Source organism: Pseudoalteromonas sp. PPB1 (assembly GCF_015356275.1).
In the GTDB taxonomy this organism is placed as follows: domain Bacteria; phylum Pseudomonadota; class Gammaproteobacteria; order Enterobacterales; family Alteromonadaceae; genus Pseudoalteromonas; species Pseudoalteromonas rubra_D.
On sequence record NZ_JACEQV010000005.1, the window covers coordinates 202,448 to 218,921 of the forward strand.

General features: G+C 42.3%; 10 protein-coding genes. 9 read left to right on the forward strand and 1 reads right to left on the reverse strand.

The genetic code is table 11. The features are described 5' to 3' along the window. Window positions 1–157 precede the first annotated feature (157 nt). From IY568_RS07195 to IY568_RS07225, 7 genes are all read left to right on the forward strand, one after another. Window positions 158–1,141: a Fic family protein gene (locus IY568_RS07195; RefSeq protein ID WP_194867184.1), complete on the forward strand. Its 984-nt coding sequence runs from the start codon at window positions 158–160 to the stop codon at window positions 1,139–1,141. Beyond that, window positions 1,131–5,411: an RHS repeat-associated core domain-containing protein gene (locus IY568_RS07200; protein WP_194867185.1), complete on the forward strand. Its 4,281-nt coding sequence runs from the start codon at window positions 1,131–1,133 to the stop codon at window positions 5,409–5,411. The genes IY568_RS07195 and IY568_RS07200 overlap by 11 nt, the downstream gene beginning before the upstream one ends. A gap of 865 nt (window positions 5,412–6,276) precedes the next feature. Further along, window positions 6,277–6,702 (forward strand): hypothetical protein, encoded by a 426-nt coding sequence (locus IY568_RS07205; protein WP_194867186.1) that lies wholly within the window; start codon window positions 6,277–6,279, stop codon window positions 6,700–6,702. Window positions 6,703–7,163: 461 nt separating this feature from the next. After that, complete coding sequence (locus IY568_RS07210; RefSeq protein ID WP_125556988.1) at window positions 7,164–9,086, forward strand: ATP-dependent DNA helicase; 1,923 nt, start codon at window positions 7,164–7,166, stop codon at window positions 9,084–9,086. After that, the gene (gene tsaB / locus IY568_RS07215; RefSeq protein ID WP_125556986.1) at window positions 9,076–9,762 is read left to right on the forward strand and encodes a tRNA (adenosine(37)-N6)-threonylcarbamoyltransferase complex dimerization subunit type 1 TsaB; all 687 of its coding nucleotides are present in this window, start codon (window positions 9,076–9,078) and stop codon (window positions 9,760–9,762) included. The genes IY568_RS07210 and tsaB overlap by 11 nt, the downstream gene beginning before the upstream one ends. A gap of 47 nt (window positions 9,763–9,809) precedes the next feature. Then, window positions 9,810–10,097, forward strand: a complete 288-nt coding sequence (locus IY568_RS07220) for a hypothetical protein (RefSeq protein ID WP_125556984.1) — start codon at window positions 9,810–9,812, stop codon at window positions 10,095–10,097. Window positions 10,098–10,258: 161 nt separating this feature from the next. Continuing rightward, window positions 10,259–12,304 carry an EAL domain-containing protein gene (locus IY568_RS07225; RefSeq protein WP_228553172.1) on the forward strand — a complete coding sequence of 682 codons (2,046 nt, stop codon included), beginning with the start codon at window positions 10,259–10,261 and terminating at the stop codon, window positions 12,302–12,304. 42 nt (window positions 12,305–12,346) lie between these two features. On the opposite strand, the gene IY568_RS07230 is transcribed toward IY568_RS07225, so the two are convergent. Further along, window positions 12,347–13,648, reverse strand: a complete 1,302-nt coding sequence (locus IY568_RS07230) for an alkaline phosphatase (RefSeq protein ID WP_194867188.1) — start codon at window positions 13,646–13,648, stop codon at window positions 12,347–12,349. 137 nt (window positions 13,649–13,785) lie between these two features. On the opposite strand from IY568_RS07230, the gene IY568_RS07235 reads away from it, so the two are divergent. Both IY568_RS07235 and fadD read left to right on the forward strand, forming a co-directional pair. Continuing rightward, the gene (locus tag IY568_RS07235) at window positions 13,786–14,670 is read left to right on the forward strand and encodes an alpha/beta hydrolase (protein ID WP_194867189.1); all 885 of its coding nucleotides are present in this window, start codon (window positions 13,786–13,788) and stop codon (window positions 14,668–14,670) included. 122 nt (window positions 14,671–14,792) lie between these two features. Further along, a complete protein-coding gene (gene fadD, locus IY568_RS07240; RefSeq protein ID WP_125556976.1) occupies window positions 14,793–16,442 on the forward strand; it encodes a long-chain-fatty-acid--CoA ligase FadD in 1,650 nt (549 codons plus the stop codon). Window positions 16,443–16,474: the final 32 nt, after the last annotated feature.

Sequence of the window (16,474 nt, forward strand, 5' to 3'; positions counted from 1 at the left end):
ATATTTGTTAAGGTTTCTTGTTCTTTTCCAGCGGTTTGGTGAAGCTTATCTTGCAATAATTTATATCTTTTCATTAGTTTGGTAAATTTATTCATAAAACAGGAACAAATATGATATAACATGGAGTTATATTTTAAGAATTTTTATTTTTTATAAGATGGACTTAATAAAAGGTGATATTTTAACTCGCTTGTTTGTACGTTATTTAGCCGGTGGTTCTAGCTTAAGGCAGACAAGAGGCGTGACGAGAGCGCAGATTGCGCTTTTTGAATCACAAGCAGGTTTTCGTAATCAGGCAGTACTTCAGCAAGCTCATTTAAATCGAGCTTTTAATCAGGCAGTTAGTCTTTTTATTAACCAGGGAGTTAGCTTAAGCTCTCTGTGCCGAGTCAATGCTGTTTTATTAAACGGTCAACCTGATGAATCAATAAGAAAGGTTGAGTGCAAGGTTTCAGCGCCAAATGGTGAACGCTTATACATCCCCCCATCACCAGACCGTTTACATAATTTAATAAACGAATATGTGAACGATGTTAAGTGTCAAGAATCTAGTTTATCCACTACAATAGTTAACTATTCAAGACTGGTTAATATTCACCCTTTCTACGATGCTAATGGTCGCACGGCGAGAGCCCTGGCTGTTGCTCAGTTGCATAAGGAGCCTATCCTTCTACTGAGCTTTTTATATCGCCTTTCTGCTGATAAAAACGACTACTTTAACGCGTTACATCAATATGATCTAACCACGAAGGAATATGTTGACTGTGATTATTGGACACGGGCACAGGCTTGGGCTGAGGCCACAGGCTCACAATGTCTGGATTTAATCGAAACTACAAATAGAAACCTGACCATTCCGTTTATCCTGATGCCGCAGGCGCAATCACACCTTTTAGTCATTCGATTTCTTTGGTTCCACCCTGTGGTTTTCTTACCAAGCCTTGCTAAAAAACTGAACATGAGAGTGGACTATCTTCAAAGCGTTATAAAGTCGCTATGTGACAATAATGTATTAGTACCAAGGGCTATGCGATACCCTGAAGGCACAGTCGTCTTCGAATGCCCGCAAATACTCTCTACTTTTGAAAAAATTGATAAATTACTAAAAAACAATCTTCCAAGGAGAATTAATGAAGATTAGTGTCAAAAAGTCAGCGCTTTATTTGGCGTTGTTCACGACTAACTTAACCCTGACAACGCACACCTATATAGATGAAGAGACGTCGGAAGATGTTCAAACGCAAGAATGGGGTTGGGGTTTAAATTCTGCTGCGGCATATGAAACTGATGACTGTACGGATTGCACCGATGGAAACGGCGGTGGAGTCGGAGGCGGATTTGGTGGAGGCTTCGGCGGAGGCGGAAATGGTGGTGGTGGAAATAATGGCGGTGGAGGTTCGTGGCCTGAGTGTAAGCCATCGGATACAAATTACTGTGGAAGGGCTCGACAGCCTGAACCACGTGAACCTTTTGAGCTTGAACGCTTTTTAGATTTTGAACCAAGTAGTTATTATGATGATTATTCGGGTGACTCATCTGGTAATGCAGGTAATTCGACCAGAGAAGAAAACGAGTGTGGTACGGCAGGAAACCCTGTCAGATATCAGGATGGAGCTAAAGTCGAAGAGTTTATCGATTTCATCGGTGGTGGCACTAATCCAATCTCCATTTCAAGAACGTATGACAATAGTATAGGTGCAACAAGCTATTGGGAATCTGCTGCTGAAGCAAGTGCATTTGGACGTTACTGGCGTACATTTCTAAACTTAAAACTATCTAGCTTTCGAGAGCCCGCCTACCTGATAAATACATATAGCTTTTTCAAAAGGCTTGACAATGGTAAATCCGTATATTTTTCGAGTGAAGATGGGGTTAATTACAAACCGGGAGGAAGTTATAAAAAATTCCTTGAAGGTTCTAAATTCGTCAAAAAGTCAAATGGTGATTTTGAATTCACTTCAATTTATGGGAATAAAGAAGTTTATAATTCAAATGGTGAGTTGATCAAGTTCGAAGACGAAAGCGGTGCTGGCTATTATTTGAAGAGAACGCCAGGAAAAATAAAGATTGAGAGCACCAGTGGTAACTACATTACTCTTTTCTTAGACGGTAAAAGGGTCACAAAGCTGGTTGATCAACTTGGTCAGGAATATATCTATAGATACTATGATAATCAAAATGATGGAAACAAAGGTTATTCTCTAAAATCAGTAACATTCCCGGATGGAAACTCAGTAAGCTACACCTATGCTAATTCATCGACTGTAACTGGGAGATATAATTTCGCTGCTTTAACCGGTGTTTACTATAACTCAAAGCGTTATTCTTGGTTTGACTATGAAAAAGTAGATACAAAGTATAAAGCAACTTCTAGTTCTCATTATGGCGGAATAGACAAGCATACATTTGAATATAAGGAAAATGGTGTTGCTATTACGAACCCGCTTGGGCATAGGGTTGATTATAGTTTCGATAAGGGAAAAGAAAAAGAGAAAAAAAGCTTACCATCAACCTATTGTCCAGGTATGTCGTTAACCAAAACCTATGGTAGCAATGGCTTTATTGATACGATAACTAACGAGAATGGTTATATTACTGATTTCGATTACAACGATGTTGGTGATGTTATCAAAAAAGTTGTCGCGAAAGGCACGTCTGAGCAGGAGGTATATGAGTATACATGGTTGTCAAACGGGAAGATTGCATCAGAGTCAGGACCCAGTTATAAAATAATTTACAAATATAATAATAAAGGAGAAGTATCAAGAAGAGAGAAGAGAGATCTCAACAATAGCATTATCCAGTATATGGATACGACTTATACTTATCATAGTAATAAACAGGTTAGTTCAATTAAGGTAGTGGCCAGTAAGCTGGGAGATTCCCCCACTTGGTACTATTATGATACAAAAGGCAACTTAACCCAAACAATAGAAAAAGGGTTAAGAACGACTTATTCGTCCTACGATACACTTGGCAGAGTTGGCAAGATAGCCTACCCAACTGGCTTGGTTGAGACATTTACTTATTATCCGCGAGGCGAAGTCAAGACTAAAGTTACTACGGATGGTCAGTCCCAAGCTAAGATTGAGTATAAATACAATGTGATGCAACAGGTCACACAGGAAAAACACTCAACTGGGCTAGTTATCGATTACACCTACGATCAGGCATTCAGACTAACAAAGATCCAGAAAAATAATGGTGATGTAGTCAGTTTTACGTTTGATAAAATGGGCAACGTTCTGTCTCAACAGTTTTATAAATCATCTAATACCAGCCAAAAGCATAGCCTTACGTCAGCAACTTATGATGAGCTCGGAAGAAAAATCACTGAGTCGCTAAATGGTAAATTATTAAGAGAGTATACTTATGATAATGTGGGTAACATACTATCCATAGAAGATGCTCAGGGTAATATTACCAGCTATACTTACGATGGGTTAAATCGGGTTATTGCTGAGTCAGCCGCTGATGGTGGTGTCACTGAATATAATTATAGCGATGAAAAACTCCGATCTGTCAGGGATGCGCGCTATAACACAACTACTTATAGCCACAACTCTGATGGTACTGTAAAGAAAATACAAAGTCCCGATGCCGGCTCAACACACCTCTATTACTATGATAGCGGTATGTTGAAGCAAAAAACGGATGCTAAAGGTAACAAAATATATTATTACTATGACGACCATGGGAATCTAATTCGCTTAAGCTCCAACGGGACATCGCATCACTTTGAGTACCGCAACGGTTTACTATCCAAAACCACCGACCCATCAGGTTCTACCTCATTTGGTTACAATGGTGCAGGTAACCTGACGAGCCAAACTAATACGATAAACGGCGTAGGCTACAGAACAAGCAAAGATTATGACCAGTATGGCAGGCTTTCACAAATTACCTATCCAGGTGGGAACAAGGTTGTTTATGAGTATAACAAAGACAACACAGTAAATCGTGTACTAGTCAATACGAACGGTACGAATCGCACGCTGATTTCAAATATCTCTTACAACGCTACTGGTGCAAACACTGGGTTTTACTTTGGCAATGGCCTAAAGAGAACCCTAGCCCGAGACGGTGGCAACAGAATCTCCTCTATTAAAACGTCTGGGATTCAAGATTTGACATACGTCTATGGCAAATCTGGATTGATTAGCAGTATTACCAATAAGAAGAATGCTGATGCTTCGCGTAACCTAGGTTACGACCGTGTAAGTCGATTAATTTCAGAGCAGCAGGGTACTAGCGGCATCGGCAGTACCTATACTTACGATGCAGTTGGCAACCGAAAGTCTGAATCATCTAGTGGAGAAAAATACTCTGGTTGGCTGGTATTGCACGGACCCATTTCAACAGTTATTCCGTTTATTAATCGAGCAGGGAAAGGGAGCGACACTCTTACCTACGCATCTCACAACAACCGCTTGAGTAAAGTTACTGGATCGGGGGGGACATTCTCGCTCAGTTATGATAGCAACGGTAATATTACTAATGATGGCAAACGTAGCTATACCTATAATAACTTCAATCGCCTTGTTGGTGTGTCCGGAGGTGTGCAATACAAATACAATGCCTTAGGCCTACGAGTGTCTAAGAAGCTAGGTAACACCGAGACCCACTTTATTTACAGCCGGAACGGGCAGTTAATGGCAGAGGGGACACAAAAGCAATACATTTATTTCAACGGACAGGTTGTTGCCTATATCAACAATGACCAAGTCTATTACGTACACAACGATCACTTGGGCCGTCCTGAAGTACTAACTGATGCATCCAAACAGATAGTCTGGCAGGCTGAACTCTATGCATTCAACCGCAGTGTGATCCTGGATAGCGTCGGAGGCTTCAATATTGGTTTCCCTGGTCAATATTACGATGCTGAAAAAGACTCGTGGTATAATATTTTCAGGGACTACGATGCAAACTTAGGTAGATATCTTCAGTCAGATCCTATTGGTTTGGCGGGGGGAATGAACACTTATGCTTATGTTGGAGGTAATCCTCTCCATAAAGTAGATTCTCTTGGTTTGAGCCCCGAAGATGTGTCTAGAATATATCAAGCGTTCGACAATAAAGTGCAGAGTATGACTCAATCAGGGCAACGGACCAGTCCTGGAAGTTGGAACAACTTTAACCGAAGCTTAAGTGATATAAGCGGTGGCAAGCTTGGCAATGATTATAAAGGTTGCTATGAACAGGCTAATGCTATGATAAAGAAGCTTAGAGGTGGGAAATATGATGATAAATGGAAGTTTAAACTTACAGGGAGTGACTTATATTCATTCCAGCCAGGTTATACACTTCCAAACTTAGCTCATTGGTGGGTAACAGCAATATCAGACAATCCAAATGATCCTGTACTAACATTAGACCCGTGGAAAAATACCAAGCATCAAGGAGATTAGATTGAAAGTATTATACTTTTTTACTTTTGTCTTATTCTTTTTTGTTCAGTACCCAAGTGTAACTGAAGCTAGCAAAATCAGTTATGTGATTGTACTGCTGCTATTTTTCTGTGTTTTTTACTTTTTGATATTTTCAATTGGTAAAAAATATAAGGCGGTTTCTATAGCGGCTTGGGTGTTGATATTGATTATTATGCTTATTTCTTTATAAGTTATAATCTTTTAAAGTGAAGCGGTTTTATTTTTTATTCTGCTTCACTTTTATGATTTACAATGCCGGTTGGTTTGTGTGTTTTGAGTGAGGTTTTTTGGTTTTTATTAAATTCACTGAGTTTTCTTTAAGTTAATGATTTTCTTTCATTAATCATTGTTTTAGTTAATTTTACTTTTTTATTCGTTGAATATGAAATTCCAGCTGATCTGGTAGACTAGTTAGGTTTCTGAATTTTTCTTGATAGGTATCGTCGTCAGAGTAGTTAGATGCCTGTTTGAACTTTTTTGTTTTCTATGTTGTTGTATGATAAATCAAGCTTTTCTATAACATGCTAACTTACATATTATTTTTTCTATATAAAACCTCCCAGTGAGCCATTATCCAGTGCTTTGACGTTGTCTGCCAATTTGTACGTTATAGAAAATGCTCAATTGGATCGCCACTTTAATGGTCATCAGCTATGACCTTTAATTTGATATGGTCGAAGAAAAGTGTACAGTAGTTCAGGGTACAGGCAAAGGAAACCTCTCAGTTATCTGGTATAGATACTGTTGGAAAAATTATTTTAACAGGCTTTGAAGCATTACAGCGCCGCTTTTTTTAGAGAATAGCCAGTGATAAAAAGAAGTTTAAAGGGAGAGTTATTAAATAATGATTGAGCTTTTGAAGATACTTTTCTTGTCTAAGTTTTTGTTGTTAACACCTGAGCCTATCACTATTAATGGCCAGCATAAATTCAACTTAACAGAGTCTATTGACGCTTTAAATTACAATGCGAGGATTAATATTGATGTTACAGCAATGGTTGATGAATTTTTAGGCGGGAATGTAATAGAAAAATTGGATGTTTTGTCTGAAAAATTTCCTAAAGACAGTGTTGTTGTTCACCTAATTGAAAGTAGTGCTGGAGATAAGATAACGCTAAGGAGTGTTGGGTATTCGACAAGTAACAATTCAATGGATTTATCATTTAAGTATCCTAAAAACGCTGAATTAGGAAAAAGTTATGACATTATCATTATTGAATCGAATGTCCCGCTAAAAGAAGTTGTAATAGGTTGGGCAAATTCTAAATGAAACTTATAGCGCTTAATATGTTCTTTTACCTGGAACTATATCTCAGTTAAAATTTCGGAATACTTATTACTTAAAGCCAGCAGTAGCTGGCTTTTTTTATGTTAAAACCATAGGGTTTATAACCTGAGATACTAAGCTTGCCTAGTGAAATTCTCCTTTCAAGGAATTAGGTCTTGCTCCAACCTATTGTAAAACTTGGCTATCTCACAGGCGAAAAGCCACCTAGGTCATAAAAGTGAATTGGCGCCGTATATTGACAGAACTCAACTATTCTAGGGCTATAGAGCCAGGTACCTCTTTTCTCGGAGTACGTGTAATGTGGTATAACATCACTCCAGGTGCACCAGAGAATACAGAACTTAAAGGATCTGACGGACCACGATACACAACCATGCCTACTTGCGCTTGCCCCTTATCCACCCTAAAATTGCCTCGCCCAGTCATTATGCAGTGCTTTAATTTTGTCTATCACTCAGTACTTTTCAGAAAACGGTCCCCTGGCTCACCATTTTAGCGGTTATCAGCCAAGACAACCTCAAATCGATATGGCCGAAGCCATAGATCAGGTGGTCAAAGAGGGTGGACAGTGTGTGGTGGAAGCGGGTACCGGGACAGGTAAGACATTTGCTTATCTGGTTCCTGCACTTCTGAACGATAAAAAGGTGATCATCTCAACCGGCTCAAAAGCTCTGCAGGAGCAGCTGTATCATAGAGATTTGCCGGAGCTACTTAAAGCGCTTGGCAAAGGCCGTAAGGTTGCTTTGTTAAAGGGTAGAGCGAATTATCTGTGTACTTATCGACTGAATGAACATGTGGCCCATGTGCCAAGTGACGACCCCGATGTGATGCACCAGCTGGCCATGGTTGCTAAGTTTGCTACTGAAACACAAAGCGGCGACCTCGCAGACTGTGTGGGTATTGAAGAAGACGCCAAAGTACTGCCTTATGTTAACTCGACTGCGGACAACTGCTTAGGTAAGGATTGTCCGGATTTTGCCGACTGTTATATACGTAAAGCCCGATTAAAAGCGACGGAGGCCGATCTGGTTGTGATTAATCACCATTTGTTTTTTGCTGACATGTCGGTGAAAGAATCGGGGTTTGCAGAGTTAATGCCAACCGCAGATACCTACATTTTTGATGAGGCGCATCAGCTTGGTGAAATCGCATCTGATTACTTTGGTGAGTCAATCAGTACTAAACAGCTACAGGCGCTCATTAATGATTTAAGGTTGATTTACCGAAGTGACATTCCGGATATGTTGCAACTGGGCAAAACGCTGAATAAGTTGGAGACCAGTGTAGCCGATCTGCGACTTGTGTTTGGGGGGGATGGTGCAAGGGGAGACTGGCGAGAAAAGTTGCAGGACAAAGTGATCTGCGATGCGCTGCACAGGGTGATCAGTAATCTGGACTTTTTATATCAGGTGCTTAAGTTGTGCCTCGACCGCTCTGATAAGATAGAACATCCGCTGGAGCGGGTTTTGTCGTTTAAAGGACAACTCGACCGGGCCTTTGATGTTACTCAGTCGGGCTTTAGTTATTGGTTCGAAACCACCCGTCGTTTCCTGACAATTCATATCACGCCGTTGGATGTTTCTAATCGATTTAAAGACATGATGGCTAAAAGCGAAGCGAGCTTTGTGTTTACCTCTGCAACTTTATCGGTGGACAATAGCCTCGCGCACTTTAACGCCAGTTTGGGCCTGGCACCAGATCATCAGGCCATTGTCGACAGCCCGTTTGACTATGAATCGCAGGCCATGCTTTGTCTGCCCCGTTATCTGCCTGAAACCAAAGATGAAATGATGCCGCATGCGTTGGTTAAAATCGCTAAGCAAGTGATCAATGCAGCCCAGGGTCGTACGTTTTTGCTTTTTACCAGTTATCGAGTGATGCACTTGGTTTATGAAGGACTGAGTACTGCGACAGAATACCCGGTGTTTATGCAAGGGCAAGCATCAAAGCGGATTATTCTGGAGCAATTTGTCCGCCATGGTAATGCGGTTTTAATGGGCACCGCGTCTTTTTGGGAAGGGGTTGATGTACGTGGTGATACGCTGAGTTGTGTGCTTATAGACAAGCTGCCATTTACTTCGCCGGATGATCCGTTATTGCAGGCTCGGATGAAAGACGCCCAATTGCAGGATAAGGAACCATTTGATGAAATTCAGCTGCCACTGGCTGTTATTGCGTTAAAGCAGGGGGTTGGGCGCCTGATCCGTGATAAGACAGACAAAGGTGTACTAATTATTTGCGATAATCGTCTGGTTACGCGAAAATACGGTGAAACCTTTATTAAAAGTTTGCCTCCCATGTCACGTACTCGCGATTTGGATAAGGCGTTGTCATTTTTAGAGAATATTGACCAGCATGAAATATAATTTGCTTGCCCTGGATGCTTCAACGGAAGCTCTGAGCCTGGCGTTGTCGTACAACGGCAACCTGTATCGCCACTTTGAAGAGTGCCCTCAGCAACATAGTCAGAAAATATTGCCTTTAGTCGAGCAACTGTTTACTGAAGCAGGTTGTCAGCTTAAAGATCTGGATGGTCTGGTATTTGGCCGTGGACCAGGCAGTTTTACTGGGGTACGTATCGGAGTCGCTGTTGCCCAGGGGTTGGCGTATTCCGGAAACTTGCAACTGGCAGGTGTTTCGACGCTTCAGGCAATGGCACAACAGGCATTTGCGCAAACCCAAGCAAAGCAGGTTTTGGTTGCGATTGACGCGCGTATGGGTGAGGTTTATCTTTGTCATTATACCCGTTCGGATAATAATCAGGCGATTGCCTTGGGTGAAGAAAGAGTGATCAAGCCTGAGCTTATTGACGGCGAATTTGAAGGCGTACTTGCAGTCGGCACTGGCTGGCAGACCTATTCGGATGTCGCTAAAAAGCTCGGGCTCGAAGTACATAACGATATTACGCTGCCGCATGCTGAATATATGTTAGATACCGGCATTGCGCAGTTTGAAGCCGGTAAGGTTGTTAATGCTGCAGACGCTCAGCCCCAGTATGTTAGGGATACTGTGACCTGGAAGAAGTTGCCCGGACGCGAGTAACGGGCTAATCTTATACTGGTGCATTGGGTTTTTGGTGATATAGACTGATGAAAATCAACCAGCTTGTTCAAAATCAGGATACTTATCAACTGAGACAGTCAGTTGTTAAACCTGCTGCGAGTGACACCCAAGCGCCAGTTCAGCAAGCTGCTAAACTCAAATACTCCGATGCGGGTGTCGCACTGGCCCAGCAGTATACTGATGATAAAAGAGATGTCATCTATGATCAGCCAAACTTTAAAACCAGTGTTGCTATACAATCCTATAGTGCGATTCAAAACCAAGAACGGCGAAGCGAAGTTCAGTCACTACTTGGAGTCAGCATTTACGCCTGACATTTTACCTAATCGGTTATAATTATTCTTTGTCTTAAAAGCGCCTCCCTGAGCCACGTCTTTCGGCTTGAATATTTTTCAGCAAAAATTTAGTCAATTCATTTGTTTTAATCTGCTTTTGGAGTAATGTTAAAAGAAAATAACAATTTATGGTCACGCGTTTGCTGAACAGATTTAACCAGTTTGCACTCAAGCTTTCTTCAAATACGGTTGTTTTGTCGTTACGAGAAGGTTATATCGCGCTCATCCCATTTTTTATTGTTGCATCAGTAATTACTCTTCTAAACCAATGGCTTGGCGACGACCTGAGTAAATTAAAGTATCAGGCGCTTGGTGACTTTAATACGCTGGTATGGGGGATTTTTCCGTTACTTACGCTCATTTCTTTCAGTTACTATCTTTCTAAGAACCTTAAAATACACACCATTGCCGGGCCTGTCTTAGTGCTGGCTTGTTTCACAGCGACGACAGGTTACATTGAGATCAGTCAGGGGGCGCTGAATATAGTGCACCGTAATGGCATGCTATATTCTCTGCTTATGCCGGTCCTGTGTTGTTACCTTCTGGCTTACATTGAGCGGATCCGCTGGCTCAGATTGGTGGGGATCAGCTCGATTAGTTTGTTTTTGCGTAAACATCTGAATTTGATTATTCCCTATATTCTCGTTACCGCGATTATTTTGTTAGTTATCCCGCTATTCGACCATTTTACCGGCCAGCTTCATAGTACCTTAAAGCTCCTTAATCCGACCTGGAGTGTGTTCGAGAAAATTTCGGCACAGCTTATTTTTTCTCATCTACTGTGGTTTATTGGCGTTCATGGAGATAACACATATCACTTATTAGTGTCGGGGGAGTTGACCGATTATCTGGTGTTACCTCAGCTTTCAAGTTACGACTTCTACACCTGCTTCGTCATTATAGGCGGAACGGGGTGTATCTGGGGCCTGATCATCGCGGCTATGCTGCTCAAAAATGCGCGTCACGAGCGGAGTATTGCAATGATAGCATCACCGCTCGCGTTATTTAACATCAGTGAGGTGATGCTCTACGCATTGCCTATTGTCTTTAATCCGTATCTGCTTATCCCATTTTTGCTTAGCCCCTTGTTGAACGCGCTGATCTCCTACGTGTGTATTTCAACTGGCGTTATTGCACTCGCACCGGCAATGGATATTCCCTGGTTTACGCCCGTGTTTATCAGTGGCTGGTTATTGACGCAAAGTATCAGTGGTGTCGTGCTCCAGGTCCTGCTGATCGCGCTTAATGCTGCGTTGTACTATCCATTCTTGAAATTTAACCGTGATCATAATTTGTCTGGTAAGGCGCTGGATGTACTGCTGAAGCGGTTCACGACTGGCAGATTGATAGAGGCGGGAGCAGAAAGTTCGTACACTCGCTCTCAACGCGAAGAGCAGATCAACGTACACAGTCTGAAAGAAGTCACAGATGCGCTAAATCGCGGTGAACTAATGTTATTTTATCAGCCAAAGATCAACCCCTACACAAAAGAAGTTGTTGGTTTTGAGGCTTTATTGAGGTTGAAAGAGACGGATGGACAGGTTCAGGGTCCTTGGTTCTTGGCAACCCTGGAGCAGCATTCGTTATTACATATCATAGATAACTTCGTCATAGACCAGCTAGAAGTAGACCTAGAACAGTTTGCCAGAGCTGGATTCAGGCCCAAAGTCAGTTTTAACATTTCGCCGCAAAATTTGTTAACGGGCGGGTACAAACGGATCGTGAAAGCGTTTGCGGATTACCCGGGTCAGGTTGAGGTGGAATTGCTTGAATCCAGTTACATCGAGGACTTTAATCGCACGGTTGATGTGGTTAATTTACTTCGTGAGCATCGGATTGCCTGTGCTATGGATGATTTTGGTACAGGGTATTCTTGTCTATCAGTGTTATCAAAACTTAATATAGACACCATTAAGCTAGATCGAAGTTTGCTGCCTGAGAGCTATAATTGTAAGTCTGTGTCTCTATATACGAACCTCTCTGAGATGATCGCTAAACTCGGTTTCCGGTTAGTCGCTGAAGGGGTAGAGACAAAAGAAGAGGAAAACCTGGTCAAACAGTCACAGGTAGACTGCGTGCAAGGGTTTTTATATTACAAAGCCATGCCAATAGATGATGCCATGGGGCTGCTAAAGAACCAGGCTATCAGTAACAGACAAGAAACTGTTAGTAATCCCGCACCCTGAGCAAGCGGAACGGCTGTGCCGATCCGCTTTGCAGTATACTTGTTATTTCTCTATATAAGAGATTAATTTTTCAGCAATTTGCGTGTTGTTGAGGGAGCCAATGAATGCATCACGTCCTTCACCGTAGGCGAATACCTGCACATCGATTGCGGTGTGCCCTTTGGTTGTCCAGCCTGTGTAGCTGGCATCATTAATGATGTTATTCGCTGCTTTATATAAGGCCTCTTTTGAGTCTTTTTTTGCAGTGATAAGTTTCTCTTTAGTTGCTTCGTCAAAGGGCAAACCGGTCAGCTGCGTCCAGGTCTCGGCCATTTGCTTTGGCTTGGCTTCAGAGATTACGTTGGTGAGTTCTTTGACGGAGGCCTTCGTTTTTGCGACAACATCAGTCTTCCATTGATACACGCCATTGCTTCCCAGAGTAAGGCCGCCGGTAGAGTGATCAGCAGTGACAACTAATACCGTGTCTGGGTTTTTGTCGATATAGGCTTTAGCGGCAGTGATTGCGCCAGCGAAATCGTCCATCTCTTTCATTGCACAAGCAATATCGTTGGCGTGTCCGCACCAGTCGATTTGACTGCCCTCGATCATTACAAAAAAGCCTTTTTCGTTGTGATTGTGCAACAAATCCAGGGCTTTATTAGTCATTGTAGTCAGTCGCTTAGGCTCCTCACTGTCTATTGCATGAGGAAACGCAACCTCTGCGAATAAACCCAGTGCAGGAAGGCGGCTGAGCGAATCCAGCTCGCTGAACGCGTCTGCATACTGATATCCGGATTCTTTAAATTCAGTGATCAGGTTTCTGTCTTCACGAACAAAGTACTTGGTACCACCACCTAGCAATAAATCGACAGGTAACTTACCTGCGATTTTATTGTCGATGTAATCGTCAGCAATTTCGTCATAGTTGCGTCTTGACTCATTGTGCGCTGCGAAACTCGCTGGGGTGGCGTGGTTTATCTGGGATGTGGCCACAAGTGCTGTTGTCATCCCTCGCTCTTTTGCAATTTCCAGCATTGTTTTTAGCGATTGTTTATGTGTATCTACCGCAATTGCCCCATTGTAGCTTTTTTCTGCTGTACTGAGTGCTGTAGCGCCGGCTGCGCTATCCGTCACTACGGTATCGTCGTCTGGATAGGTATGCGCCATACCCACCAGGATAGAGTCAAATACAGTTGGTTCGACGACTTTGGTCGCTTTATCGTCCTGCATATAACGATAGGCTGTAGTGAAGGCTGGCCCCATGCCATCACCAATCATATAAATGATATTTTTTGGTGCAGCAAATACTGAGTTTGACAAGGTACAGCCCAGAGCAAACGCCAGAGCGCTAATGTTGCGTGTCATAGATGATCCTTAATGTTCCCGTGTTTTTGCTCGTCTTGGCAATGAGTCAACCATTGTCAGAACAGTGATTAGTACTTTGCACGCGAGCTATAATGCGTAGAATATTAATGTAATACGTTCAATAAGAATATGAATTTATGTTGATTACTAATAAAAACAAGATAAAACAAGGGCGAGTGGACGGGTTCGCGTACCAGGAAATGGGAGAGGGAGCGCAAGTTATCCTGATGCTGCATGGCTGGCAGGATAACAGCAACAGCTTTTTACCCCTATTGGATAACTTGCCAAACAGTGCGCTAGAGGCGTTTAAGTTTATTGCATTGGACTTTCCGGGTCATGGTTATTCGGACTGGAGAAGTGCCGATGCGCATTATTATTTTGTAGAATATGTTTATGATATTTTAGCTTTTCTTCGTGCCAAGCACATAGAGCATTGTCACATCGTCGGGCATTCAATGGGAGCTTTGGTGGGCGGACTGTTCACCAGTCTATATGCTGAAAAAGTAAATACACTGACACTGATAGATGGTATTGGTCTATTATATCAAAGCGATAAGAATGCTAAGCAACAATTGCTTGACGCCTTTGCTGCAAGGCAGGTAGTTGAACAATTTAATGAAACAACATTGCGTCTGTTTGCTGATAAACAAGCTATCATCAAAGCGCGGCTTAAAGTTAGCGATTTCAATGAAGAAATAGCTGCTATATTAATGGAGCGAAATATAGAAGAGCTTGAGGAGGGCGCACGCTTAACGACGGACCCTAAATTGAAGTTGCCTTCAACGACGCGTTTCTCACGTGCTCAGGCACAGTCGCTGTTGAAAGGTGTTAAAACGTCAACTTTGGCAATTATGGGTATGTCTGGATACGCACAAATGAAGCATAGCTTAGGGCAGTTTTCTGAATGCTTTGAAGCGTTTACATGTATCGAGGTAGCAGGTGGACACCATTGTCACATGGAAAATCCGGAGCAAGTGTTAGAACAGGTTTTAACACATATAAAACATCCCGACGTTTCCTGATTGTATATTTGTGTCAAATGTGGGACTATCTCAGCTTTAGAGTATTTACTCAATTGTTTGTGTACCTTAATTATATTAAGGTAAGACCAATATAAAAAATAACGAGAACACAGGAGCTAAGAGTGGAAAAAATCTGGTTAAAGCGCTACCCCGAAGGGATGCCGGAAACAATCGACCCAGAACACTACAACTCGCTGCTTGAATTATTCGACAAAAGTTTTAGAGAGTTTGCCCAGTTACCAGCATACAGTAACATGGGTAAAACAATGACTTACCAACAAGTTGATGAAGCTACCAAGGCAGTCGCCAGTTATATTCAAAACACCCTTAAATTAGGTAAAGGGGACAAAGTGGCGGTTATGATGCCAAACCTGCTACAAACACCCATAACCATTTTAGGCGTATTGAGAGCTGGTTGTACGGTCGTTAATGTAAACCCCTTGTACACAGTGAGGGAGCTCGAGCATCAGCTTAATGATTCAGAAGCGAAAGCAATCTTCATATTGGCAAACTTTGCACATACACTCGAAAAGGCACTTCCAACGACGGGTGTTAAACACATAGTTGTGACACAAATTGGTGATATGCTTGGTGGCGTCAAGAAGCATTTAGTCAACTTCGTGGTTAAAAAGCTTAAAAAAATGGTGCCAGATTATGACTTGCCTGATGCACAGCCTTTTGCACACGCCATAAGTGCAGACCCCGGGCAATATAAAGTACCTGAGGTGACACTGACAGATCTGGCATTTCTCCAGTACACGGGTGGTACAACAGGGGTTTCCAAAGGCGCAATGCTGACTCATGGCAACATGGTTGCGAATTTGGAGCAGGTTTCTGGCTGCCTTGATAAAGTACTTGATAAAGGCCGTGAAGTAGTTGTTACTGCGTTACCGCTGTATCATATTTTTGCACTTACAGCGAACTGCCTTACCTTTATGAAGTATGGTGGTCACAACCTGCTTATCACTAACCCAAGGGATATGCCTGGCTTTGTTAAAGAGCTATCAAAATATCCCTTTACGGTTATTACCGGCGTAAATACATTGTTCAACGGTTTACTAAACACACCCGGATTTTCAGAGTTGGACTTCTCAACACTGAAAGTGTCTCTTGGTGGTGGAATGGCCGTGCAGCGACCAGTTGCAGAGCGTTGGCAGAAAGTCACAAAAAGTAAACTTATGGAAGGCTATGGCCTGACAGAATGTGCGCCTTTGGTTACAATTTGCCCATGGGATATCGATGGCTATAACGGCTCAATCGGTTTGCCGGCGCCAAGTACAGACCTGAAAATTATTAATGATCAGGGTGAAGAGATGCCGTTGGGAGAGCCTGGAGAGCTTTGTGTTAAAGGGCCTCAGGTTATGGCTGGCTACTATAATCGTCCTGATGCAACAGCTGAATGTTTGCAGGATGGTTGGTTTGCAACTGGTGATATTGCTATTTACGATGAAGAAGGGTTCTTCTATATCGTAGATCGTAAAAAAGATATGATTTTGGTCTCTGGCTTTAATGTGTTCCCTAACGAGATAGAAGAAGTCGTTGCGATGCACGAAGGCGTGCTGGAAGTCGCTGCGGTTGGTGTACCGCATGAAGTGAGCGGTGAACAGGTAAAAGTTTTTGTTGTGAGAAAGGATCCATCTTTGACAGAAAAAGATATAATAAGTCATTGTCGCGACAAGCTAACCAATTATAAAGTCCCCAAATTGGTCGAATTCAGAGATGAATTGCCTAAGACCAATGTTGGCAAAATATTGCGTAGGGCATTAAAGTAAAAAGAAACCGGCGAAAGCCGGTTTTTTATAGG